Raw genomic sequence first — 24477 nt, 5'->3', positions numbered from 1 at the left:
GTTAGATCAAACTTATTAAAATAAAGGTGTTTAAAAAATAGGTTTTATGCACCTTTATTGATATTGTAAAAATTCAAAAACTTAACTTTATTAATAAGGTAGAGAATGGAAACCCTACATATCAATCTTGTTTCAGAGCAGGTCACTGCCAATTTAATTCCCGCATTTTCAGACAGCAATTGCACAGGCGTCATATTAGTGCAGGGTGACGATAAACTTGAAAACAAAAGCAAAATACTCAATAAACTGTATGCGCAACGAGATATACCTGTCATTAAAGAGTTTAAAGGCACAAGTAGTCATATTATTAGTGAGTTAAATAAACAAGCAAACGAGTTACTTGATTATCTAGAGACGAATCACAAAGACAAATTTTGGGTACTGAATGTTACTTGTGGCACTAAACCTATGTCATTGGCGATGACGCTAGCCATGCAAAATTATAATGCTCAGCGAGCCGAGAAAGGTACTCCTGCATTGATCATTTATACCGATTCACAAAATAAAATCATTCATATACTCAACAATCAGCAACAAAGTGGCAGTTTACCGTATAACTCAACGCTGACTTTAGATGAGTTATTAACAGCAAATGACTTTAATTGTTCTGACCGTATTGATCGTGACAGTGATTTTCATGTGCGTGAACGCGCTGAGTTAACTGAATATTTGGGTAAACAGTTTTCAGAAAAATGCCGTGGCATGTTGGGGCAGTTGCAAGGGGCTGCGTCTAAAGCGGCACAAAACTTCAGTCCTAACTTTACGCAAACCATAGAGGTATATAACAAACTTTTTACCAAAGTTTACAATAGGCTTGCCGAAGCTGAATTAATCCAGTGCCAATGGCAGGATGGGCAGAGCGTTGAAATTAAATTTACCAGCGAAGAGGCTTGTCGTTATTTGGCGGGTTTGTGGCTTGAAGAGCTAGCTTATTTGCAAGCTCTAAAGTGTGGATTTGATGAAGTCGCGATGAGTGTAGAAGGGGTATGGGATGATAAACATGCGTTCTATACTAAGGGTAAAAATAACGAATTTGATATTCTTATTAACCACAATAACCAGCTACTGACCGTAGAGTGCAAAGCAAGAAATTGGCAGAGTAAAACAAACCAGTCAATCAGCGAACAAGATCTAATGCACAAGCTGGATAATTTAGGCTCTAAATTAGGTGGATTATATGCTCAAAACTTATTGATCAGCGCTTACACGCTGACGGATGCAATGGTGAATCGTGCAAAAACAAACCGCATTAAGGTGTGTGACAATGCTACGCAAGAAAAGTTACTGCACACCTTTATGCAATTAAAACAGCAAATGGGAAATTAATGCGCTATCTAGTGACTCGTCACCCTGGTGCAATTGAGTGGTGTCGGCAGCAGGGCCTTGAGTGTGATCAGGTTATAGCACATTTAAATATCGCGCTTGTGCAAGCGGGAGATGAGGTCATAGGCACTTTGCCTATTCCAATGGCCGCTGAGCTTATCAAAAAAGGGGGGAAGTATTTTCATCTTACCGTGCCTCTAACTGCAGATTTGAGAGGACGAGAGCTCAGTGCCGAGCGAATGACACAACTGGGTTGCTCATTGACGCAATATCATATTTCGAGACTGCATAGTGATACATGTTAGTGCTGACCAATTGGTCATCACTAACATGGTTTGTTTAGCCGACTAAATTTAAAGCATGTCTAAAAATTAGAGATGCCTATGACTACTTTGATCCTCGATACGCCAAATCATGCATTATCTTTAGAAGGCGGGTTGTTACATATTAGCCACCCAGAGCAATCAGCCCGTTTGCTCCCTTTAGCAGAGTTAGAGCGACTTATTATTGGCAAAGGGATAAGCATAACCTCGGACTTACAAATAAAACTATCAGAGTTAGGTAAAGAGCTCATATTACTCGGGCAAAAAAGCTGTGCCTCTATATTTAACGCCAGCTCTGCACCAAACAGTTTGAGGTTACTGCAATACCATGTGGTAAGCCAAGTTAACACACGACGTAAATTAGCGTTTGATATTATCGAAGCACGAAGAAAAGGGCAGAATAAAATTCTAAATCGTTTGGGCCTTCCTTGTTTATCAGCCCCAGAGTCAGTACCTGATAATTTAATGCTATACGAAGCCGAGCTAAGTCGACACTACTGGCAGCAATGGCGAACGTATTTTGCTGGTGACGGTTTTCACGGCAGAGAAAGACAACCACCAAAAGACCCAATTAATGCATTGTTGTCACTTACCTCAACACTTGAAGACAGCGCACTCGCAGCCCCGTTATTGGCAGAAGGGTTTGATTTAACATTAGGAATACACCATGCTACAGGGTACCGTCGCGCCAGCTTAGTGCTTGATATTAAAGAGCTGACCAGATCAGAATTAGAACTATGGATAATCAACCAGTGGCATAATCAGGTATTTACTGCAGCGGATTTTCAATACAACAAGCAGGCTTGTTTATTAACCAAGGCGGGGCAAAAAGTCTTTTATTCTAGCTGGTTTCATTGGCAAAAAAGCCGCAAAGAAAAATTGCGTGAGTTAGCCAGACGTTGCCATCAAAAGTTTATAGAGGTGTGCGATGAGCAATAAGCCTCTTTGGTTAATTAGTTATGACATAAGCTGCCCCAGGCGATTGAAAAAAGTACATAAGTATTGTGCAAAACGAGGCTGGCCATTACAGAAGTCATTGTTTGTTATGGCGCTCACAAAAGCTGAAAGGCAAACAGCATGTGATTATCTAGTAACGCTGATAAATAAAGAGTCTGACAAGCTTTTGTGTTTACCATTTACGATCCTCGAGGGCAGTTTTCATTTAATGCCACAAAGCCCGCTGATGTTAATACATTCAGATCCTCGGCTTGAAGGGTTTGTGAGTTAATTTTGAATTCTGTGACTTTGAAATTCATATAAACAGATCAAGGAGCTATAGTTGAAGTGTATTTAAATTTGATTGTTTGGTATGAAATTTGCAATTTTTTAGTGTTTAGCTTTAACTATTAATAAACTCAGATACCAAAGCATTGCTTTAATAGAAACAATGAGTTATAAAGTTGGCACTGTCCGTTAGGACAAAGCCCTGAGAAAAGGGATTAAGACATTTGGATGCACATAGCACAGAAGAGCGTTATAGTCCGTTAGGACAAAGCCCTGAGAAAAGGGATTAAGACTTAAGTTAGCGGGATTTATTATCTGACTAGTAGAGTCCGTTAGGACAAAGCCCTGAGAAAAGGGATTAAGACTGCATTGTTTTATTCCTTATGCTTAGGATGGGGAGTCCGTTAGGACAAAGCCCTGAGAAAAGGGATTAAGACTCGTATTACAATGTCATTCAAACCAGATGCCATTGTCCGTTAGGACAAAGCCCTGAGAAAAGGGATTAAGACTCAAGTTTGTGGTCTTCAATGTTGATTTGATAAGTCCGTTAGGACAAAGCCCTGAGAAAAGGGATTAAGACGCAGCTATACTACTTAACAAACTAAAAGATAAAGTCCGTTAGGACAAAGCCCTGAGAAAAGGGATTAAGACCAGATATTGAGCGTATCATGTCCTTTATACATGGGTCCGTTAGGACAAAGCCCTGAGAAAAGGGATTAAGACCGGTGCGATGGAGTATAAGATAAGGCCATGCTCGGTCCGTTAGGACAAAGCCCTGAGAAAAGGGATTAAGACATTCGACCGTCAGAAGCTTTTACAGTGGCTTTAGTCCGTTAGGACAAAGCCCTGAGAAAAGGGATTAAGACCCACTACTGGACATTTTAAACATAGATGGTACCAGTCCGTTAGGACAAAGCCCTGAGAAAAGGGATTAAGACTGTTGGACGTCTTCATATCGTTCTATTTGCTTAGGTCCGTTAGGACAAAGCCCTGAGAAAAGGGATTAAGACGTGTCCGTTAAATCTAATATAGCTGGAGGCAAGGGTCCGTTAGGACAAAGCCCTGAGAAAAGGGATTAAGACGCATGGCGGTAGTCTTTTTCTACCTTCCAATAGAGTCCGTTAGGACAAAGCCCTGAGAAAAGGGATTAAGACTAGAAGGACCTCATAATCATTCAGAGCTGCGTACGTCCGTTAGGACAAAGCCCTGAGAAAAGGGATTAAGACACGACCGATCTTAGTATTTACCAAACGATCTTCTGTCCGTTAGGACAAAGCCCTGACAAAAGGGATTAAGACAACTGATTGAATACGCTTGAGCAAGCTGTATTGTGTCCGTTAGGACGAAGCCCTGAGAAAAGGGATTAAGACACACGATAGCCGCGTGATTTGTTTATCTCTAATAGTCCGTTAGGACGAAGCCCTGACAAAAGGGATTAAGACATTCCGCTTGCGTGCTGGTTTCTTGTTCTGCATTGTCTGTTAGGACGAAGCCCTAACAAAAGGAATTAAGACAAAAATGCCATTATGCTGGGTACAGAGTCGATAAGTCCGTTAGGACAAAGCCCTGAGAAAAGGGATTAAGACCTCTGGGTGAATGCTTTATGTTCTTGAGATTGTAGTCCGTTAAGACAAAGCCCTGAGAAAAGGGATTAAGACGTATGTTAATGAATTTAGTAGTTGTTTACTTACGTCCGTTAGGACAAAGCCCTGAGAAAAGGGATTAAGACATTAGATCAGTTACCTGAAGTTTTCTAGATAGGTTGTCCGTTAGGACGAAGCTCTGAGAAAAGGGATTAAGACGTATAGATAGGCGCTGTAGAGTGTGCATTCATATGTCCGTTAGAATGAAGCCCTGGCAAAAGGGATTAAGACATAGGTGCGAACGGAATGTCGTCATCAAAATCAAGTCCGTTAGGACGAAGCCCTAAGAAAAGGGATTAAGACGATTCTATGATGGTTGTTAGTATGTTATTCATTGGTCCGTTAGGACGAAGCCCTGAGAAAAGGGATTAAGACCTGGGTCAGTGTGAATATATAGCGAGTCGAATAGTCCGTTAGGACGAAGCCCTGAGATAAGGGATTAAGACGTTGAGGGCCATGTTCATATTGTCAATCCAGTTTAGTCCGTTAGGACGAAGCCCTGACAAAAGGGATTAAGACACAGTAATTTCCGTCATTGTCTTGAATTGCGTAGGTCCGTTAGGACGAAGTCCTGATAAAAAGGGAGTGGTAAATATAAAAACAGGAAGTCATTAGCTTCCTGTTTTGTGGTTGTAAATTATTTTATGGACTGGTTTGATCAGCTTTCACTGAGTAAAACAGCTTTCGGACCCATTAAAGGTGATACTTTGCTGAACTCAAGAGTCTGATGTTTGACTTTTGCAGGTGCTTTAATGTGAATATTCTTGCTCAAGATGTTGAGGCCTTTGTAGGCGGTATAGTTTTTGGTATTTTCCACTTTAATTTTACTTACGGTGTCTATTATAAAATAACTTGAAAGGCGCTTGCCTAAGGCTTTTTCAAACGCAGTGTTGGTTTCATTTAATAACCGAGTCCATAAGTTTTTGTGCTTTTTAAATAATTCAACTTCATCAAGGTCGCCTCGTAAAAACGCTATGTTGTTAGACTTACTTAAAAACAGCAAAGATTCACAGCTTGTATTTTCATCTTCAGGACAAAAACGGTTTATCATTTCAAGTCTTTCTTTTGTATTTTCATAAAGCTCAGACATGTCTTCAATGTTAACTTGGAGTGTTGGGTGAAGTACCGCTTTGATCATGAACTTCAAACGTGTGTATGTCAGTTCACTTTTTGTCATCTTCACAGTGGGGGCTTCAACACCTTCACTATGAAACTCTTTACTTTCTTGAGCAAGCCATGAATAAAAAGCAAAGCAATCAGGCGAAAGTTTTACCTCATGGCCACTACAGTGTACCGACAAGTTATCAAAATCGAGCTCTACCACAGCAGTTTCTTGTGTGAGCTGATTGGCTTTGTTTATCCGTTCAACTGTGTTGCTATAACTAGATGCGCTATCACTCATCAATTGTGTGGGCATCTCTTCACGCATTAGCACCAGTGGAATGTTGGCTAAGGTCACAACCGCTTTGTTTAGGTCATATTTGGCACTTTTACCACTGTTCGTACGCATAACTTGGGTGGGGGTTGGGTAGTAAAAGTCTGGCACGCGATCATAAGGTTCATTCACCAACACATGGCTTAACTTGTCTTGAGGGCGACCGAATAAGCTCATGGCGTAACCCAGAGCAAAGCTCATAGTTTTGCGACCGCCTGCCAATGAAGCATGAATTTGATCGTATTGGTATTTCTCTTCCGCCACCCCTTCATTTTTAATTTTAACTTTGGCATTACATAACTGGCGCACATGGTTGGTAATGAAGTCGGCTACGATAACTTGCTCTTGCTCTGTTTGAACGTCTTCGAGTGGTTGACCTTCTGGGTTACAAGGTACTTTAATGTCGTCTTCATTAAAGTGGATTTTGGGTAAATTGTAATCTTTAACCAAGTTCTCTAGTGGGCTATCTGGGCCTAATAACGTGTCAATTAATCGTTGTTTACCACTTTGAGTGGTGATCACTTCGATGCGAGTTGGTACGGCATCTTTGTCTTGCTGATAAATACCATAGAGTGTTTCAGTAATAATTTGCGGTGTCATACCTGACACAGCGAGTAATATATTATTGTTGTCCATATGTGTTCCTTGAAAGTCAGGTAACGAGTGAGCTTTAGTCTAAAGCAAAACTGGCTATCTGCATGCGTTCACCAATTGGTGAACGCATTGTATTTTTTGCGTCTTGATTGCTCTTTATTTGAGTTATGTTTGTGCTATGCAATGAGTTGGTATTTGCCTAGTCCAAACGTGGTCTTGCCACCAATATGTAAAAGCTCTCCGATTTTTAATATAGGTAACATGGCACTTATCTCACCGTTGAAGCTCACTTGCCCTTTTAAGCCACCAAACGGTAGATGTTCTTTACTCTTTTTTGAATAACGTTGCCAATCTTCAAAATAGCAGTGGTTATGCGTCTTATGAGCGGCAATATAAGGCCGTTGCGTCGCTATTTGGTCGAGCAAAGATTGGTCGTCTAACACCCAAAATCGACTCAATAGCACCAGTCGTCTCAAGATCTGATTGCTTAAAAAATCAAGGTGAGCAATGCCGGTATGACATATTTTACCTGCTTGCTTAAGTCTTACTGGGGTAAGTAAGTTAAGGGCGACTTCTCGTTGTGTGTTGAAGTCATTTAAGCCGTGATAGGGCTCAAGTGCTTCAGCCAAAGTAAAAGGGTGAACACCTGATTGCATAAATTGCGGTGAATTTGAGGCAATACTTAATACTTTGAATGGTGTGCGTTGACTACCCAGACCTAAACGCTCTCCAAGTTTGAGTGCAACATAGAGGGCGTCAACTAGCTCGGTTGCTTGACCAAACAAGCAGATTTCAAAGTGGTAAAGTTCGCCTTTTTGCCAGTGTGTTTTATGGTCTTGGCTGGGGCTTATAATATAGGGCTTTGGCTGCTGGTTATCGTGCTCAGCAAAACAAATAAAATAAGCTTGTTCGTCAGCCGCCTTGAGCGACTGACCAAACCAACCATGTAGCATGGACCCTTTGAAAGCAGGCAATTGAGCGTCTTCTTCAAACTGAATGGTGACGAGAAGTTTCACCATTTTAAAGCATTGAGTCAGATGATTTAACGCCTCATTCACAGTTGTTTCTCCAGGTAATTCAGGGCACTTTTTGTTTCTTTTGAGGCAATAGTAATCTGCAGGTATAAGCCAATAAGGTGCTTGCATTGTTCGGCTGTTAAGTCATTTGCCTTTATGGTCTTAAGTATTTCTCTTAAATCTTTAGCATTTTTAACCTTCTCTGTTTTGCTGAGGTTATCTTGCATTTTTACAATTATCTCTAATCGACCAACACATGACTCAAAAGGTGGGGCTTGCTCTAATACTTGCTTTTCTTTTTTTGCTTGGGCTTTAAGGTGCTGCTTTTGCTTCCTTACCTGATAGTCTTCTTGTGCGTTTTGCTGCATAGAATGAAATTCAGAGTCAGGGTTAAACAACTTGGCTAGACGACCTTTGGCAAAGGCACTTGATGCAGTATTTGCGTTGTATCTCTCTTCTCTGGAGAGCTTTTTGCCTGAGTCTTCGAGTTGCGCGATAGCGGCTTTTTCATTTTTAATTGCTTTATAGTCTGCTAGCTCTAAATATTTAAATGTATTGTAGTTTTCAATATATTCGTCACTTAGAGCTAGGAGATGTTGAATTTGAGAAGAGGTTTTCCATTGATCTTGTGGCTCGAAGCGCATGTTCATGTGTTGCTCAAATAGTTCACACCAAGCTTGTGTACTTTTATCAAGCTGCTCACGAGTTTCGTTCGATAACACGCTTGATGTTTCTTGGTTAAGTGTCAATTGAACACTACCCGCACCGAGCGGTTTAGCATGGCCTAATGTGTGAAAATTTTCGCTGCGATTACCAAGTGTTAAACACCATATTAGTGCGGCAAGCTCTTCGTGCTTGAGGTTGTGAAAGACCACTTTACCTTTGAATGTATTGTTTTCTTTTAATAACTCAAATTTAGAGGTGACAGTGTCATTATCGTTACTTGGCGCATGATGTGTATAGTCTCTGCGGGCAGGGTAGCGCTTCCAACCTGATGGCTTTGCATCGCTATGGTTATAAGCCTTATAGCCATTGTCGTCTGAGCTTTGTTCAATATAAGCGCCTAAAAACGAAGCTTTAGGCGATGATAATACGGTCGGTTTTGCTTGATAAAGCTGTGTATGCCAGTCACTGTGTTGTTGTGCAATGGCATCTGAGAATATTACTCGACTTTTTAGACCCAATTCATTGTCTCTAAGCGTGCCAAACATTAATTCGGCCATATCGAAGTAGGCATCATCAAAGTGGGCAGGTTGAATATGATTAATTAGGTCATGGGTGTCGAACTGGTATCTGACTCTTGGCATTTTGGCTAAGCCAAAAGAGTGTATTTGCTTTTTATCTTGTTTGTCGAGTAATGCAAACACAGGGATCCCAAACTCCGGGTGCTGATTATATTTTAGGTATGTAATTTGCTCTTCGTTATGACTGGTAAAAAAGTCATCGACTTGGTTCTTGATATTGTCAGCGTAAACAACACTTTCTGTATTATAAAAGAAGTAGCTGAACTCATAGTCTTGTGGCTTACCTTTGCCTTTTATCCGGTTGTTTGTAAATACAAAGTGCCCTGGGGTTTGACCAAGAGTGAGGTTTTCGGCCCATTGGTTTTTTTGCTTTCCTTTAGGTTCAGAGATGTCTGCGTTGCAGCTTTGGTGTAAAGGCAAAGTCTGGTATTTTGCAACGGCAGTCTGCACATTTTCGATTGCTTTGTTTAGCGTCAGTGCGTTGTTGATATCACTATGAGCAACTTTGGCAAACTGACATTTTTTGAATTGCCAAACTTGGTCTTGTTGGTTGTACTTTATCCAACCAGACACGACTTTGCTTTGTTGTATAACTTGGCTCAAGTATTCACTTTTGCTTGATACATCTCTGTATGAAAACCTTTGTTTATCAATCGAATTGAATTTACCAAAACTGGCAATTTCTAATACATTGCGGATCATTCCTTTGAGACTGGTGGCTGGAATAATCGGTGTGCCATCAGGATTTTTTGCAACTCGTAAAATATCTTGATGATCTTTTTCGCTACCTACACAGAGTGGGGTATGATTTTTTAGCGTATATTCTAGACTGCCAGACAACCCATCTTGTAATGGCAAATCATGGCTTACTAAATGTGCCCAGTCAGGCATGTATACCCATTTAGATAGAGGTACAAAGTGGTATGGGGTATGTACGTTTGTCATGATCATTGCTCCTCTGTAAAACCGATAAACTGTTGTGCGTATGGTTGCCATTTACCTAGGGTTTCGCCTTCAGCCCCTTGTACATACCAAAGTCGATAGGTAATGAATAACTCACTGCCTAATCTTGCCTGCAATGGCATGGTTTGTGTTTTGTAGAGCATGGTATCTTGCGCATTTTGCATGGTCATTTTATTCACCTGATAATTATCGTGCGCAATGAGTTTGATGGTTAAGGTATCGGTTCCATTGCTGTACTCAGCTTCGATTAAATCGCTGCGAGAGGGGGCTTGAATCTCGCGTGTTAATGTGTCGCGATACATAACCCATCCTTGAGTTGCTTTAAAATCAGCAATGGCTGTTTTGGCCTGTTGAAAATCAACTTGATAAGACTCAACGGCTAAATGAGCAGGGTTAAGCGTTGGTAGTGTGACGCCTAAAAGAGTGTTATCTGCTTTAGAGGCTGCTTGTAAATTTTGATAGTTTTGCGTTGTCATTATTGTGCCTCCGAGGTTTCTTGGTTGGCAATGAGGTTGTTTGTATGGTCAATCCAAGGCTTTTCTGTTTGCGGATGAACAAGGCTACTATTGCGACCACTTCCAAGCGGCAGTAGGCCATTTTTAAGATCATGGAGAGTATCTTGTATTGCCAATACTAATTCTTGCTCAAGTTTTAGATTTTTATCTGCCCACAAGGTGAGTGTGAATTGCGGTTGGTGTAATAGTTCTTCTGAAAACAGTGCGCCTTTTTGTACGCCACCGGTGAAACGGTCAATTTTATTATGGGTGCGTATATGGGCGGTATAATTTGTAATTGCTGCATCATCAACATAAAGTTGGCCAGCAACACCGCTGCCATCATCTGATGCAAACCCAAAAAGCTGTTCAAGCATTTTAGGTTGTTGTTGCCACTCTTTGTGTTCAGCATCACTGAGTGTATGTGCCCATTTTTTTAGATGACGGTGTAAATGATAGGCTATGCGATGTTTTACAATACCTTTTATACTACTACCACAGAGTACTGCACGCTTAGGGTTCACTGAGGCTTTATGATTGTGCCACTCTACAGCCGGCTCACTGTAACTGATGGCTGCTACATTGTGTTCTACACCTTGCTCAGTGAGTAGCTGGGCGCCGCTGCCACAACGCCAATTATCGAGTGCTTGAAGTGGTAGTTGAGCCAGTAAGACCGTGTTGGTTTGTTTGAGTTCAGGCAATGCATTGCCATTCACGGAATGATTGGCTAAACAGGTTTGTAAAGCTAAGCCTACCTGTGGACCTTCAGATAAGTCAAAGCAATGTTGTTCACAAGCGATCACAGCAATGCGTCCTAAACCATTGCGGGTATTGCTGCCGAATGCCATTCTTCGGTCTTGCCATAAAGCGAGCATGTCTTGCCATTGTGTTTCATTAAGGGTTGCTTGATCTGCTCTTGGGCGCGTTTGCCATTTTAAGGTAATACTAAACCTCAGACCTTTTGGTAACAGAATTTGGTCGAACTTTGCGTTGCTTTCACTGCATGCAACACCACGATCGTTGATGGCGACCCGCTCTCTGTGGTGGGGGCGTTGGTCACTTAAAAAGCTGAGTAATTTATCTTTGGCAATTTGCTCAGGGTTAGTTAATGGCGCGACAGGGCGGTTTTCTGCATCGTGTAATACACCATTTGAAATAACTAAACTTGACGACTGCTTTGTGCTGCCAAACCATTTATCTCTGATGTCATCCCCCATATTTTGGGCAATTAAATGGCCCCATACACCTGCAATTGCTGTTGCCGGAATATAAGGTAAACCACTTGCATCACGAACTAACTCAGAGTCAAAACCAAGTACTTGTGCGCCTGAATTTATCGCCATAGGGCTTTGTGTTTCAATGACTAATTTACTGACAAAAACCTGACTCATTCTGCTACCTCCTGTGCGCGAACTTGCGTAGTGCTTAAACTTAATTCTTTGATTGCTTTTGTTAATTCATGCGCGTTTGAAAAGTCATAACGAGACATTAAATGTATGGCAGATAAAAGTGTCTCGGCGCGCTCATTGGCGGTCGTTTCTTTTAGAAAGCGGCTAAATGTGATGAGTGAGTTGCCGCTTTGCCATTCAATTCCCCAACCGAGCTCATCTGTATTAGGATTGCAAATGTGATGAGGTGGATTAAACAGCAAAGCTTGCCAATCAGCGCGGTTATCTTTAAGGAGTTCGTCGATTCTTCGCCATTGTGTTTTTGATGGACCGACTTGTAAGTGTTTACCGATATGGTTGTATTTACGTGCATGCTGATAAGCTTCAGCAATGCAAGTGAGTAGTTGCTTACTTTTCTTTTTAATGTCTTCTGCGCTTTGCTCTGCCTGTATTTTGTTATTCAGCCAGTTTGTTAAAGAGGTCTTTGGGTTTTCGACTTGTGTTTGTTTACTCGTATAAGCGTTTGGCAAAGAGGCCGAATTAAACAATGGACGGTCATCAAAACTGTTTTGCATAGCCCATTGCGGGTTTACTTTTATCCAGCCTAAACCTTGTTGTTGGTTGATACCCAAACCTTGATGTTGTAAGTTGCTAAGTTGTTCATCAGTAAGTGGAGTAGACAAGTTATAGACTAATACAGAGCCTTTGCTGATCAACATTTGCTCTGAATCTAAGCCTTGTCGCTTTTGGTTAAAGCGGCTGATATTTAGGGTACGAATAAAGCTTCGGGTGTTATCGAGTGTGCCTTGTGCACCTGGAACCAGCTGAGTTAATTCAGGTGTGAAGCTTGCTAAGCCATTTTGGTTTAAAACCTGACAATCACTTAAACACCAAATCACTAATTTATCTGAGCATTGATTTGTTTCTTTTGGCTCTACTAGGTCAATTGGTGTGATAGTTACGCGACCAAATTCGGTGTTTCTAGAACGTCCGATAGTGATAGGGCCTGATAAAGCTGTTTTTATTAAGTCTAGATATTCGTCGCTTTCTGATTCAATCCAGCCTAAAAAGAGTTGCTCTTCTGCGATAGCCGAATATGAAAATAAACTTGATTCTTTTGCTATACCACTTTGCTCATCGATTGCTGTTTTGGTATGAACCGTTTTTTGTACACTAGCTGAGTTACCTAAGCCAGTAATATACCCGGCTCTACATTGTTTATATTGCTGACCTTCTTCGCGAAGAAAGTCACTGTGTGCATGATTTGAAATCACGGTTTTATTTAGCTTGTTGGCTTCGATCGGGTTTTGACCTTTTACGAAATGCCAACTTGCGGGTGTTGGTAATGCTTGGTTGTTATCAACAATTGGATAACTTGGACCAAACTTGACCGCACCTGAATGAAAGATTTCCCAGCTTTGTTGCTCTGATAAATCCTTGTAAAGTCGAGCTGCGATAGCTCCTAAAAGTGCACTTCCAGGAATGTAATCAAGACATTCATGGCTAGTTGTTGCGTTGTTTTGGCTGACAATAATCGGGTCTTTGGTTGTGAGAACAAAATAAATTTTCATCGCGCTATGCTCCTTCTAAAGACACGGTAACTTGCCCAAAACCACGATGTCGCTTGCCACCGAATTCTTGAATAAGCGTAAGTACTTGTTGTAAATAAGTTTGAAAGTGTGTGTCTAAATTAAACTGACTATTTACTTGCGAATAATTTGGGTGATTAATGTTGAGAGATAGGCTTGCTCTTAAATCCATTGGTACGGCAACCTCTACGCTTCTGAGTGATAGGGCTTTGGCACTGCCAGTTTTGCTATCGATTGCTGTCGACTGCAACACTCTGAATAAATGCTTACTCGCCTGCTTATCGATAATGAATTGATGTTCAGCATCAGACAAACCTGCGCTTGAAATCTGCAATAACCCTTGAGAGTGATTGCCGTGTTCTCCTTCTTCACCAAAGAGTAGCTCGACGAACTTTGGTTCGAACCAGTTATTGTGTGCGGCAAGCTTAAATGCGTCTTTCAATAAACCTTTGCAAGACTTGCCTGGAATGTAGGGGAGGCCTGAATTGTTTTTTAAACATAAGGCATCAGCATAAGCGCCTGCTTCTTTACCTGAACCTATAAACCAATCGCTTTTGATTTGAAATAATAATGTGTAATTAAGCATGTTGGCCCTCCTTGTCGGTTGACGCGTGATCATTACTTTCTTGGACGTGTTTAAAATGATGCAGTATCAGTAGATCATTAATAAAGGTGATATTTTGGTTTGTTTTAGGGTCGGTCCAATACCATGCCTTTCGTTCAAATTCAGATGGGGCAATTGCATCCAGTAAGTCATTAAGCTCTTTGACTTTTTCTTCGTTTGCTAAGGCACAACCGCGCTGAAATACTCTATTTGCTTCGCAAAAGTCACCTTGTGAGATATGACCTGCCATGGTTCTCCATCTACTCATAGGCATAGCTGAGTTTGCTTGCGCAGAGAATTTCTCGAGTGCCTCTAGGTTTTCTAGTGAGAATGGGCTGTGCGCTGCACTCTGATCAACAAGGTATGCAGCTTGAGCAGTAACAAATACTTCGTCTGATTTAGTAAAAGTAAGCTCACGTTGTGCGATTTCTTCGTAGCTATCTGACACACTGTTTGAGAGGCGGTGAATTGCCAGTGCCGAAGGGCCAACTTCAGCATTTGATGTGTTGAAGCTTTTTGTACGCTTTTTGGCTACTTCACAAAGATCTTCTACAAGGTGATGTGAGTTAGTGAAAGGGTGCCCAGCTTTATGATAGAGAATTCCTCCGCTTGCGGTAAGGAAAGGCTTTAATTCACTGTTTGATAAATATTCTGTAAATAGGGGAGCAAGCTGTGTTTCTGATGCAGCTTTAAACTCTTTACAGAAGATTTTGCTATACGTTAGGGCCAGATCTGCTCTGCAAAGCAGGGTGATATCGTCACCGCCGAGTACTATGGGTCTCATTGGCACCATCATTCGGTGCTCAGTTTTACTACCTAGTGTATATTTTGCATTGTCATAAATGTATTGCGTTGCTTTTTTTGCAGCAGATATGGTTGCTTCGTTAAGTGCCGTTGAAAACGCCCTAAAGCAAGCTTTAATTTTATGCTCACTTTGATCTTTTAGTGCTGATTTTAGAGCCATAAGTAAAATGCCTAGGCCATTTCCATCTATGTGCACTAATGCGATATCTTTAATTGCTTCGTCTGATACTTCTGAAAATTTAAAGTCTTCTTCGATGTTAATTGGAAAATCTAATTGCGCGATATTGTCAGGAATAAACTTGCTTGCAAGATTGTACTGCTTTTGTGAATTGAGATTTTGCAATGCTTCTCGGTGACAAGCTGTGTCAGCATCTAGTTCGCCTTCATTAACATGTTTAAGGTCTTTTGCCGAACAAACACTAACAGCACCCGTATTCATATAACGTTTTGTTGGCGCAGTCGCTTGTGGCAATTTTATATTGGGTGTATTTCGAGCTGAGGCTAACGACGTGTGAGCACTATCAAGTGCCGTGATCAATGTACTGCCTTCGTTTATTGCATCAATGTATTCTAAAGAAGGAAATAGCTGCTCTAATGTCAGCGTCCACAATGCACGTAATTCAACAAGAGGCTGACGTTTTTCAGCATAACAATAAAATGCACCGCCTTTGCAGCGAAGAAAGTGAATGGCATCACTTGAGTTTGAATCTTGAATTAAATCGGTGTCTAAGTTTGCTGCTTTTATTACCTTTGACAAAATACTATTTGGTGAGTCATCGACAAGCTGATCTAGTCTTTCACTTGCTGAAATGACGTCCTTGAGTTTACCTGATCTGAATAAATAAGATTGTATTGATCTGGCTTCAAATAAGTATACAAACATACGATTGTCTCTATTGTTTGGTTATTATTTATTGTGTGAATTTTGAGTTTGCGAGCTTTAGGTAGGTCGTAAACTTCCATGTTCACAGGCATAAGACTTGTGAGATGTAAGAAGATTTGAGTATATAAAGCAACTCAAAAATTGTATTCATCATCCTTAAGTCTTTAATTTAGCACGTAAACTATAAAAAACCACCACTCATTAACGAGTAAAGTTAACAATGCGAGCTAATTTGACTTAGCTCAGTATTCATTTATTTTCTCTTTAAACTTTTCCTGTGGAGCTCATTGGCCAAATTCCATCCTGCGGTCTCTAGCATAGAAACTGAAATAGCAGGAGCGACCAACTGACCAAGGAAAGGAGCTAATTTTGATAACTCTTTGGTGATCACTTTTATCGGTTGTTTTAGGGTGGTTTGTTTTAAAGCAACGATGGCTAAGCCTTTAGCAACATCATCATTTATGTTGCTGCCAAACACAGCAGACAATTGCATGCACATCAAGGTCATAGTGGCAACATCAGTCGCGATACCCAGACCTGGAACAGGCACGCAGTTACCAGCAGCAGCTGCAGTGGCATAACTGTGAATAATGTATTTGCATTGTTGATTTTGCTCTTTATTCATAACTAACTCCACATGTCTAATTATTTTGAAAGGGTATTCAGTAATGGGAGAAACTATAAACTAGCTTGAGTTGGTTAATGGATTTGACCAATTGGTCAAGTTGAGGGAGTTATAATAAGAGTTAGATTGAATAGCTTGAAATTACTTCTTAAGAGTATTAAAGCAACCTTTGTATGCCTATTATTTTTAATAAACTTCCTATGTGATAGATCTGTTTACATTGAACTTTTCTTATGTGATTATTTTTGGCCTTAATAATATATTCTGAATCCCTTATTCTAATATATTCATGAATATAATCTTAAATTTTAAACTTAGCATGGAGTGCTAATGATTGAAGAATGTAATTGTGAAGAACAGGCTGAAGTAGGCGCGACTGTTAAATTTCACTGCAATATCTGTGATAGTGAAATAGAAAAGTTCACATTAAAAAAACCTTTAAAGGCTGCTAGCCTTGCAGCCGTGCTTGCCTATGGTGGATTTCAATTCATTGATTACGCGATAACCGATAATCGTTACCCTTTGAAAGTTGAATACTCTGTTTTAGAAGCGTGTGCGAACTCATATCAGGAACCTCTATCATACAGTAGTTATGGCGCTAAGAAGGAGTTATGTCTTTGTGCTTTAGAAGATACGATGAACGAAATTTCATATATTCGATATCAATTTGATGAAAAAGTTTTTTTGAAAGCATTTGAAAGGAATGCTGGGCAATGTAATTAGCTTGGGCAAGCCCAAGCTATATGTTTAATCTTCCAAATAATCGTCGTTGTTTGGATTGTGGGCATCAGCCCAGTCATCCATATCAGCATCATTATTTGGATTATTTATATCTGACCAAAGGTCTAACTCTTCGTCAGTCATGTTAGATGTATCAGGCATAAAGCGCTCCTACTTATTTTTAGGTGGATGGTTGTCACGACCTTTACCCGAAGGTTTACCTGTCTTGCTTGGGCCATTAGATAGAGGAGTTTTTTTTGTGACTTTTGGTGGCGTAGTTTTGCCTGGTTGGCTTGCAGCAGATTGAGCTCTTGCAGCAAAAGAGCCTTTAGGAACTTCGCCGCCATTTGTTTTTGCTGTTGCTGATTGAATTCGAGCAGCAGCGGCTTTGGTCATTGATTTTTTAGACATAATTTTCTCCTATTAAGTTAAAGAATACTATCCCCGCTGGGACAGTAAGTTAAAGGTAACAGAGGGGCTAGGGACAAATGGGGACAGCGGAACTTCAAAAAGAAATTAAAAGATTGTTAGGTAAATTAAAATGGTCGCAAAAAAGGCTTGGTCGTGAGCTTTATTACTTTAAATATGAAGATGATGATGAGAAAGAAATACAGCGCTATGAAGAGAATGTAAAAAAACACTTATCAAGAGAGAGCACTAAAATTGAAGTGCTACACAATTATATTGATTTGATTGCACAGCATGAAGAGTCTAAGAAACTTGATATTATTTTTCCTAGGTACATACGTACTAGCGTATTAAGTGCACGTATGGAAGATGGAATGAAAGATATTTCAAAACTAATAGGAAAACTAATTTCTGAATAAGCCAACCTAAACAGAGCTGCTATCACTAGACACATTTCAAAGCAATTTTCATAATTTTCTAATTGAAACAGTTGGTTAAAAAACTTTTATATATTTCTTCGACAGTTAATCACTTTGTAGTATGTTCGTATTTGTACATTCAAGTATGTACATGTTCTTTAATAACTTAAAAATCAAAGCCAGATTTTGGAGAGAAATTGATGCAGAATTTTTTAGCCCAAAGCTATGATGATAATCAAAAGCTATTATGCGCCGAGTTTGCCGAAGTACTAAATAATGCGGCTACAGAGTATGTTTATAAATCAGAAAAGCCTCGAGAAGGCTTAAAGCAATTTCAAACTGTTATCGGGAATTTTATAACTGAATTGACCTCAAAATATGCTGAGATGAAGCTGGCGCTTTTAATTGATGAGTGTGGTAAAGAGCAAATTAATAAATATCAACCTGGGTTAACAGAAAAAGAATTCAAAACGGCACAAAAGAATTATCAAGATTCAGCCAATAACAGGATTAAATTTAAGAATAAGTCTGATGCTTTGGAGCATTATACTAAAAAGGATAAGGAGTTTTCTGCTCGTTATGCTGACGCCAATAGCGAAGAAATGTTAGACGCAACAGCAACTATTCTGGCAGGTTTAGGTATAGATGGAGTTGCAGAGGTCATGTTCCAAAAGTCATTCGAGCCTATGTTGAAACGCTTAGTTCGTATTAAAGAAGCAGAAATTGAGCGCTATTTGACTACCAAAGATAACGCAAAGAATTCAGGCAAAGCTGGTGGGACAGTAAAAGCTCAACGAGAAAAGCCGCTAGTTTTCTATGCCTTAGGTGAGTATGTGACAGGCAGTTATGCTAAAACCCATAGCAACGCGAGAGCTGGGAATCTCATTAAGAAAAAATTAAATGAACAGATAGATAACCTTCCATCTTGGAGAAGCAAATTTCCCAAATATGGTGAGGGCTCTGAAGCAGTTAGAAAATGGATCTCAAACTTTAATTATTATTTGCAACATGGGAAACATCGTAAGGGGGTTTCTGACGCGGTGATAGAATACTGTGCAAAGCAATACCCAAAAGATTTAGCGCTTGTACAATCAATGAATTAAAAGTTGGATCCTAGCTGCTAGGATCCATTCTCAGACCTTTCTAATTCATTTTAAATACTCCTCGAACCAGCTTGATCAATATCGATCAAGCTTACATCAAACAGTTTGAGGAGTTATCCATGCAGTTACAAAATAATCAATCAGCTTCAATGTTCGAAGAGCGTTTTATTCGTGAACAAGAGTGTAGAGAGATTACCGGTTTATCACGCACTTCACGATATGAGATGGAACAGGAAGGGCGTTTTCCTAAGCGTTTAAAACTTAATAAACGTACAGTCGCATGGAAGCTTTCTGACATTCGCCAGTGGATGAAGGATCTTGAAAATGAGCAATAAGATCATAATAGAGCCATTCGAAGTGACAATGAGTCAGAAAAATATTCAAGAAAACAGAGGGTTGGAATTCGGCTTTACACTGCAAACAGGCAAGACAGACTGTCCGTATCTACTCGAGAATAAGATTAAGAGCAGAATTGATTATCTGACGGTTCAATTTAAATGCGCTAACACTATCGAATTTGCAATCGCTAAAAGCAAAATCAAAGACTGGCTGAAAGAGCTCAGAATAAAAGTTACTTCGTCAAAACCTTCACTGAAATATTTTGATTTTGGCGCTTTACTTAATTCTTATGATGTAGATATCCAAAGATGTGGCTCATTAAAGTGGAAGTCTAATAGTCGTTTATTGCAGCTAGAATTAACGGGCTTTGCTTGTGAGCTAATTAATATGCACTCTGACTACTTCTTTCCGTTAATTGAAATCAGCAAAAGTATTCCGGTTGATATTAAGAGAATTGATATTGCTCTGGATGATAAGTCTGGAAAGTACAATATGCGCTTTGCACAGAAGCGTTTTAGTTCAGGTGCTTTTAATGCCAGAACAGGCGCGAAGCCACTTAAAGAAAATATTAAATCAAATAGTGGTAGAAGCATGTATATAGGCTCGAAAAGGTCTAATAAACAGATGGTTGTTTATGAAAAAGGTAAACAACTTGAGCTGCCAAAAAATCATAAAGACTTTAATAATTGGACTAGGCATGAGCTGAGGTTAAAGGCCCGCAGTGATGCGCCTATTCCCTTAGATATTCTACTAAAACCCGATGACTATTTTGTTGGCAGTTATCCGAGAGTTTATCAACGTATGCTTAAGGTTGCTGAGCCGAGAAATGTCACTAGAGAGACAATCGCACGTTGTGGGTCTTTTCTGAGCAAAAAGCTTAGTAATTTGAAGCGACAATATGGCAGTACCATAACATTAGCTAAACAATCGATGACTGATGCTGAAATCATCAAAGAGATCGAGCGTGTAAATAAAAAATTTCAACCATCCTTACCACTAACTCTGCTCACCAAATGAGCAGAGTCCTATGATAATTTTTCTAAGATTTTTTCGTGGTTTTGTTTAGATTATTGAGCTTTTCATACCTCAGCAAAGCCACGTAAATTAAAGGCTTGAGATTAATTTTAGATAATCTCATAGTAATAGATTGCCATTATTAAGGTTTTAAAATGGTTTTTGAGGCGCTGAAAAGCATTGAAAGACACCAATTAATTGAGTTATGTCGCGTTATTTTTCAATGTATTTGCAGTGCAGTTAATAGAATTGTCAGCTGAATTTATTAGTGGTTTTTTGTTTAATGCATTGAAATTTATATGTTTTACGGTATTCATAATATGAATGAGCTGTTAAGGCTTTTGTCGCTTTGCTGTGTCAATTGTATTTTTTTGTCGCGGATTGAAATTTCTAATTTTTGCAATTGGTTTAATTGGTATGAACACCTTAATTATAAAATAACATTTTGTTAAATGTTGACTTGATTTCGATGTTAGGGTTCAATTGTCAAAGGTCTTCGCAGCCTTTCTCCCCACAGATAAAGCGTAATGTAGCGAGTTAACATTAGCCATATTTACTAAATGTTATTAAATACAGTTCATGTTTTGTGGGGCCATGAGCAAAGGTATTTAGTATATGAAACTCTTCTACCCCCCTGAGAATAAGTTAAAAGCACACTCAAAATTTATTTCCAAAAGCCTTGGTTTAAAGCTAAATCACGCTATGGAAGCTGTAGCATTTATGTATGGTTGTAATAATTGGCGTGAGCTGATTAATAAGGCTGAATTGCCATATCAACTTAGTTGCGTAGGGGAGCTTCATTATTGTGCATTTAAAGACTCATTTCATTTCTATAACTCCCCAAAAAAAGTAAAACAGTTTGACTGGCTTATTAATCAATATTTTGAAGAGCTTACTTTGTTCCAAAAAACATTACCTACTGTTCAGGGGAGTTTATTTGAGAAGATTATCAACAAATCAGGGGAGTTTATTTGAGAAGATTATCAACAAAGATTACAGCAAAGTTTCTGGTCATGTTATTAGAAATATAATCAAGGTGTGTAAAGAAAAGCCTCGCTCTTTTGAATTTCTAAAATCAGAACTGATTCATCAGGAAGATACTTTTTTAAAACCATTGATATTGCTTAATGGCGAGTTAAGAAAAAATGTAATGTTTCAGAACTTGAGGGTTATGCCCTATAGAATTTTTCTTTGCAGCAACTATTCATTCCAAGACAGTAATGTTTGTAATATTGATATAGATATTTCTCTTGATATAAATATGCCGAATAAAGTTACTAGTAATAATGACTTGCTTTTTAGTGGCAATGTTTGCAACAGGAAATGGTTTGCAGGTTTCATTATTGGTTATTTAAACCTCTTTATTCAACAGGTTAAAAGTGCAGGATATGCTGGAAGCCTTTTTATTCACTCTGTTAATAGCGCTTCTGTTAAAAATTATTTTAGTTGCCAAAAAGACCCTAACAGAACTCATGGTATTGAGTCTGCTTTTAAGCAACTAATTGAATTAGGAGAAATGAGTAATTCTAAAAGTAGAGGTGGGCTCATAGGCAATAGACTTGCAATAGAATTACCATTTGACGGAGCTGCAAGCAAAAGCGCGTCTGGTGAGGTATTACTGTGAATAAAATAGGTAAGATAGTAGTTAGATTATATGCTGAAATGAGTGAAAGTAATAAAGCATATGTTCTGTCTAAAGCCATCAAGTTTGAAGAGTATGAAGCTTTTTGTAAACGATTGAAGAACGTTAACCCTGAAGTACTTCCTTATAACTTTTTAATAACGCATTTAAAAAAGTATTGTCAATTTAATACCGTGAACGGGTTAAAGAAACTTAGTGATATCCCTTCGACTAAAGATAAATTAAGGCTAGTGAAAGTTTGGGTTCCTAATGGTCGGTTTATTCCAGAGGATGCCACTTCATTTGTGCCTTTGGGGAATGAACATTTAGTTACTGAACTCATTAGTGGTGTTATTTATAAAATAAAAGAAAGATGTATGCTTATTAAATGGGAAAGTATAAAAAGTTCCCTAGCAAATGTTTCAGTGGGGAATGATGAAGTTATTGCTGCGAGGCTAGATTATGAAAAGAAGTACACAGAGCCTCAGGACGTTTATTTTGTGCTAGATAAGAACAAATCTTTATTGAAAATTGGTGTTTCAAAAGATGTGTTTTTGAGATTGAGGACTTTGAAAAGTAAGTTCACTAAGGATTTAGAAGTCTTATCTGTTATTAAATATGGCGGTGTTAGCTTAGAATCTCGATTACACAAACACTTTAAAGCATTAAAAGCTGATACCAAAGGTATTGGTAACGAGTGGTTTTATTTCAAAAAGGAATTGCACGACTTTATTTTAGAGTTGAATAACCATGTTCATAAAAGTGATTTTATAGAAAAAACACTCAAGGATTAGAACAGGTTTAATGTTTTTAAATATAGTTTCACTAACTAGATAACAGTTTAACCCTAGTAGCAATACATTTTTAACTAACTTCAGGCTGATAGGGTTAATGTTTTGAAAACCTTTCAATATTTATGAATAGAAATTAGTAAATCTCATAGCCCTTATTGTCATATTTCAATAACATGAACAAAGTTCAAGCTTAAGGAAAGCCGAGCGTCAGCACGGTTAAAGGAAATATGGCAGTACCAGATTATAAGGCGTTCTTTCAGCCTCTTTTAGTTGCGCTTGCAGATGGGCAATTGCACTCAATTCAAAACTTGCGCCCGCAGGTATTTAATTCGCTTAGATTAACACCTGAAGATTTAAAAGAGCGTATACCTAGTGGAAAGCAAACATATGCAAATCATCGTTTGGGCTGGGCTCAAACGTACCTTTCAAAAGCTGGGCTAATAGATTCACCTGAGAGAGGTGTTTGTCAAATTACCGAGCGAGGTATTGCAGCTTTAGGATCTTCGGAGTCAGTCACTAATGAATATTTGAGTCAATTTCCTGAGTTTGTCCAATTTAAAACAGGGCGCAAGGCAGAAGTAGGACAACCTTCTGAAATGTTTGATATTTCGTAAAATAAACAGGCTGTAATCTCAAGTAATCAACAAACCCCATTTGAAGTGATAGAATCCGAAATTGAGGCTATCAATGCCTCGGTCAAGGAAGAGTTGCTTTACGCAATATTAAAAGCCTCGCCAGAGTTTTTTGAAAACCTAGTTGTCGATTTAATGCTAGCAATGGGTTATGGCGGTTCTCGTAGAGATGCAGGGAGTGCAACACAATACACCCAAGACTTTGGAATTGACGGCATAATCAAAGAAGACAAGCTAGGTCTTGAAATGATTCACCTACAGGCTAAACGCTACTCGAATAAAACAGTAGATAGGCCAGAAATACAAGCTTTTGAAGGTGCCTTAGACATGAACAGAGCTGATGCTTTCTCATGATTTAGGCGTCACTAAAAAAACAAATTTTTGAAGTAAATGCAATAGATAGTGATTACTTTTTGGAAGTTTAAATACCCAGTAAATTAAAGCTTAAATGTAAAAGCCACCAAGCGTGTTGAAGCGCAAGAAAGTTATACCTGTAGTTTTTTATGAAAAGAGGTAAGGATGAGTTGTAGTAACTTTCCAGGACGAATCGAACATATCTCAGAAGATGACTCTGTGATCAGTGAAATAAATTGGTTAATTGAGAAAATATATAAGCCTGCACATGAGAATGCAGATAAGCTCAGTAAGTTGACTCGAAGTCTATCTGTGATTTTTTCTGTTTGGGCTACAACACTAATTAGTCTGTTTGTAGCGTCTGAGTTCATCAAAGACTTAAACTTATTTGAACAGTCAGCGGTTTGGGATGGATTTGATGTTAACTATATATGGTTAGCGTTAATGCCCACTTCTTTGTTTTCTATTTGCGTTAGTTTTAGAAATTGGCCTACTAAAAATACAACAGAGGTTATAGAGGGTCGTTGGCGGAAAAAACAAAGCTTTTTATTAGCGTTAGGATGCTTATTTTTTCCAGGATTACTTTCAATTTATTTCTTTAAAGAAACAGTTTTAGGGCTTGGAATTGTATCTTTAATGAGCTTCGTTGCTTGTTATATGGTGAATAGATTATTTGGTTATACATCAAGCTCAATTAGAAACCAAACAATGATGTTTCATCTGCAACGCCTAAAACGAGAATATGAGATTGCATTAAGTGATGCGTGTGAAGAAGAATCAAAATTAATCAAACAAGAAACATTAGCAGCAATATATAGCCTTGTCGAAAACGTAACTGATCGCCGAGATAGAGAAATAATGGGCGATCATTTTAAAGTTCATGATAGTGCGTTCAAATGGGTAAAAGGACTAAAGAAGTAA

The 24477-nt window shown here is 39.0% G+C and carries 26 protein-coding genes and 1 CRISPR repeat array; of the genes, 15 read left to right on the top strand and 11 right to left on the bottom strand.

Features of this window, described 5'->3' with window-relative positions; genetic code table 11:
• Window positions 1–105: 105 nt before the first annotated feature.
• From AAEU28_RS12170 to cas2, 4 genes are all read left to right on the top strand, one after another.
• Window positions 106–1326 (top strand): Card1-like endonuclease domain-containing protein, encoded by a 1221-nt coding sequence (locus AAEU28_RS12170; RefSeq protein ID WP_421964362.1) that lies wholly within the window; start codon window positions 106–108, stop codon window positions 1324–1326.
• Complete coding sequence (gene csx16, locus AAEU28_RS12165) at window positions 1326–1628, top strand: CRISPR-associated protein Csx16 (RefSeq protein WP_421964361.1); 303 nt, start codon at window positions 1326–1328, stop codon at window positions 1626–1628. The genes AAEU28_RS12170 and csx16 overlap by 1 nt, the downstream gene beginning before the upstream one ends.
• Before the next feature lie 78 nt (window positions 1629–1706).
• Window positions 1707–2585, top strand: a complete 879-nt coding sequence (gene cas1, locus AAEU28_RS12160; protein WP_421964360.1) for a CRISPR-associated endonuclease Cas1 — start codon at window positions 1707–1709, stop codon at window positions 2583–2585.
• Complete coding sequence (gene cas2, locus AAEU28_RS12155) at window positions 2575–2874, top strand: CRISPR-associated endonuclease Cas2 (RefSeq protein ID WP_421964359.1); 300 nt, start codon at window positions 2575–2577, stop codon at window positions 2872–2874. Before cas1 ends, cas2 begins: the two co-directional genes overlap by 11 nt.
• A gap of 180 nt (window positions 2875–3054) precedes the next feature.
• Window positions 3055–5032: a CRISPR direct-repeat array (repeat unit 38 nt; unit sequence GTCCGTTAGGACAAAGCCCTGAGAAAAGGGATTAAGAC).
• Window positions 5033–5171: 139 nt separating this feature from the next.
• On the opposite strand, the gene csm6 is transcribed toward cas2, so the two are convergent.
• The 9 genes from csm6 to AAEU28_RS12110 all read right to left on the bottom strand — a co-directional run bounded on the left by csm6 (window position 5172) and on the right by AAEU28_RS12110 (window position 16152).
• Window positions 5172–6584 carry a CRISPR-associated ring nuclease Csm6 gene (gene csm6, locus AAEU28_RS12150; protein ID WP_421964358.1) on the bottom strand — a complete coding sequence of 471 codons (1413 nt, stop codon included), beginning with the start codon at window positions 6582–6584 and terminating at the stop codon, window positions 5172–5174.
• A 134-nt stretch (window positions 6585–6718) separates the two neighbouring features.
• Window positions 6719–7561 (bottom strand): CRISPR system precrRNA processing endoribonuclease RAMP protein Cas6, encoded by an 843-nt coding sequence (gene cas6, locus AAEU28_RS12145; protein ID WP_421964357.1) that lies wholly within the window; start codon window positions 7559–7561, stop codon window positions 6719–6721.
• 35 nt (window positions 7562–7596) lie between these two features.
• Window positions 7597–9747, bottom strand: coding sequence for a TIGR03986 family type III CRISPR-associated RAMP protein (locus tag AAEU28_RS12140; RefSeq protein ID WP_421964356.1), 2151 nt, complete (start codon window positions 9745–9747; stop codon window positions 7597–7599).
• 2 nt (window positions 9748–9749) lie between these two features.
• Window positions 9750–10241, bottom strand: a complete 492-nt coding sequence (locus tag AAEU28_RS12135) for a hypothetical protein (protein ID WP_421964355.1) — start codon at window positions 10239–10241, stop codon at window positions 9750–9752.
• The gene (locus AAEU28_RS12130) at window positions 10241–11650 is read right to left on the bottom strand and encodes an RAMP superfamily CRISPR-associated protein (protein ID WP_421964354.1); all 1410 of its coding nucleotides are present in this window, start codon (window positions 11648–11650) and stop codon (window positions 10241–10243) included. The genes AAEU28_RS12135 and AAEU28_RS12130 overlap by 1 nt, the downstream gene beginning before the upstream one ends.
• Complete coding sequence (locus AAEU28_RS12125) at window positions 11647–13218, bottom strand: RAMP superfamily CRISPR-associated protein (RefSeq protein ID WP_421964353.1); 1572 nt, start codon at window positions 13216–13218, stop codon at window positions 11647–11649. The genes AAEU28_RS12130 and AAEU28_RS12125 overlap by 4 nt, the downstream gene beginning before the upstream one ends.
• Before the next feature lie 4 nt (window positions 13219–13222).
• Window positions 13223–13822 carry an RAMP superfamily CRISPR-associated protein gene (locus tag AAEU28_RS12120; protein ID WP_421964352.1) on the bottom strand — a complete coding sequence of 200 codons (600 nt, stop codon included), beginning with the start codon at window positions 13820–13822 and terminating at the stop codon, window positions 13223–13225.
• On the bottom strand, window positions 13815–15527 hold the full coding sequence (locus tag AAEU28_RS12115; protein ID WP_421964351.1) for a Cas10/Cmr2 second palm domain-containing protein: 1713 nt from the start codon (window positions 15525–15527) through the stop codon (window positions 13815–13817). Before AAEU28_RS12115 ends, AAEU28_RS12120 begins: the two co-directional genes overlap by 8 nt.
• A 253-nt stretch (window positions 15528–15780) precedes the next feature.
• A complete protein-coding gene (locus AAEU28_RS12110; RefSeq protein WP_421964350.1) occupies window positions 15781–16152 on the bottom strand; it encodes a hypothetical protein in 372 nt (123 codons plus the stop codon).
• A 330-nt stretch (window positions 16153–16482) separates the two neighbouring features.
• On the opposite strand from AAEU28_RS12110, the gene AAEU28_RS12105 reads away from it, so the two are divergent.
• Complete coding sequence (locus AAEU28_RS12105) at window positions 16483–16875, top strand: hypothetical protein (protein WP_421964349.1); 393 nt, start codon at window positions 16483–16485, stop codon at window positions 16873–16875.
• A 24-nt stretch (window positions 16876–16899) separates the two neighbouring features.
• On the opposite strand, the gene AAEU28_RS12100 is transcribed toward AAEU28_RS12105, so the two are convergent.
• Window positions 16900–17034 (bottom strand): hypothetical protein, encoded by a 135-nt coding sequence (locus AAEU28_RS12100; RefSeq protein ID WP_421964348.1) that lies wholly within the window; start codon window positions 17032–17034, stop codon window positions 16900–16902.
• 9 nt (window positions 17035–17043) lie between these two features.
• The gene (locus tag AAEU28_RS12095) at window positions 17044–17283 is read right to left on the bottom strand and encodes a hypothetical protein (protein ID WP_421964347.1); all 240 of its coding nucleotides are present in this window, start codon (window positions 17281–17283) and stop codon (window positions 17044–17046) included.
• A gap of 77 nt (window positions 17284–17360) precedes the next feature.
• Between AAEU28_RS12095 and AAEU28_RS12090 the strand changes: the two genes are divergently transcribed.
• The 10 genes from AAEU28_RS12090 (at window position 17361) to AAEU28_RS12045 (ending at window position 24477) form a co-directional block, all read left to right on the top strand.
• Entirely contained in the window at window positions 17361–17699 is a 339-nt protein-coding gene (locus AAEU28_RS12090; protein ID WP_421964346.1) for a hypothetical protein, read from the top strand.
• Between the two features lie 200 nt (window positions 17700–17899).
• Complete coding sequence (locus AAEU28_RS12085) at window positions 17900–18802, top strand: hypothetical protein (RefSeq protein WP_421964345.1); 903 nt, start codon at window positions 17900–17902, stop codon at window positions 18800–18802.
• A 119-nt stretch (window positions 18803–18921) separates the two neighbouring features.
• Complete coding sequence (locus tag AAEU28_RS12080) at window positions 18922–19137, top strand: helix-turn-helix transcriptional regulator (protein WP_421964344.1); 216 nt, start codon at window positions 18922–18924, stop codon at window positions 19135–19137.
• Window positions 19127–20158 carry a replication initiation factor domain-containing protein gene (locus tag AAEU28_RS12075; RefSeq protein WP_421964343.1) on the top strand — a complete coding sequence of 344 codons (1032 nt, stop codon included), beginning with the start codon at window positions 19127–19129 and terminating at the stop codon, window positions 20156–20158. Before AAEU28_RS12080 ends, AAEU28_RS12075 begins: the two co-directional genes overlap by 11 nt.
• Window positions 20159–20770: 612 nt before the next feature.
• On the top strand, window positions 20771–21130 hold the full coding sequence (locus AAEU28_RS12070; RefSeq protein WP_421964342.1) for a hypothetical protein: 360 nt from the start codon (window positions 20771–20773) through the stop codon (window positions 21128–21130).
• Window positions 21093–21779, top strand: coding sequence for a hypothetical protein (locus AAEU28_RS12065; protein WP_421964341.1), 687 nt, complete (start codon window positions 21093–21095; stop codon window positions 21777–21779). Before AAEU28_RS12070 ends, AAEU28_RS12065 begins: the two co-directional genes overlap by 38 nt.
• Entirely contained in the window at window positions 21776–22570 is a 795-nt protein-coding gene (locus tag AAEU28_RS12060) for a GIY-YIG nuclease family protein (protein ID WP_421964340.1), read from the top strand. The genes AAEU28_RS12065 and AAEU28_RS12060 overlap by 4 nt, the downstream gene beginning before the upstream one ends.
• Before the next feature lie 227 nt (window positions 22571–22797).
• Window positions 22798–23184, top strand: coding sequence for a winged helix-turn-helix domain-containing protein (locus AAEU28_RS12055; protein ID WP_421964339.1), 387 nt, complete (start codon window positions 22798–22800; stop codon window positions 23182–23184).
• A 45-nt stretch (window positions 23185–23229) separates the two neighbouring features.
• The gene (locus AAEU28_RS12050; protein ID WP_421964338.1) at window positions 23230–23556 is read left to right on the top strand and encodes a restriction endonuclease; all 327 of its coding nucleotides are present in this window, start codon (window positions 23230–23232) and stop codon (window positions 23554–23556) included.
• Between the two features lie 165 nt (window positions 23557–23721).
• Window positions 23722–24477 (top strand): hypothetical protein, encoded by a 756-nt coding sequence (locus AAEU28_RS12045; protein ID WP_421964337.1) that lies wholly within the window; start codon window positions 23722–23724, stop codon window positions 24475–24477.

It is taken from the genome of Pseudoalteromonas sp. SS15 (assembly GCF_049257195.1).
In the GTDB taxonomy this organism is placed as follows: Bacteria; Pseudomonadota; Gammaproteobacteria; order Enterobacterales; family Alteromonadaceae; genus Pseudoalteromonas.
The sequence above is the reverse complement of the archived record's forward strand: the minus strand, read 5'-3'. Positions and strand labels throughout refer to the sequence as shown.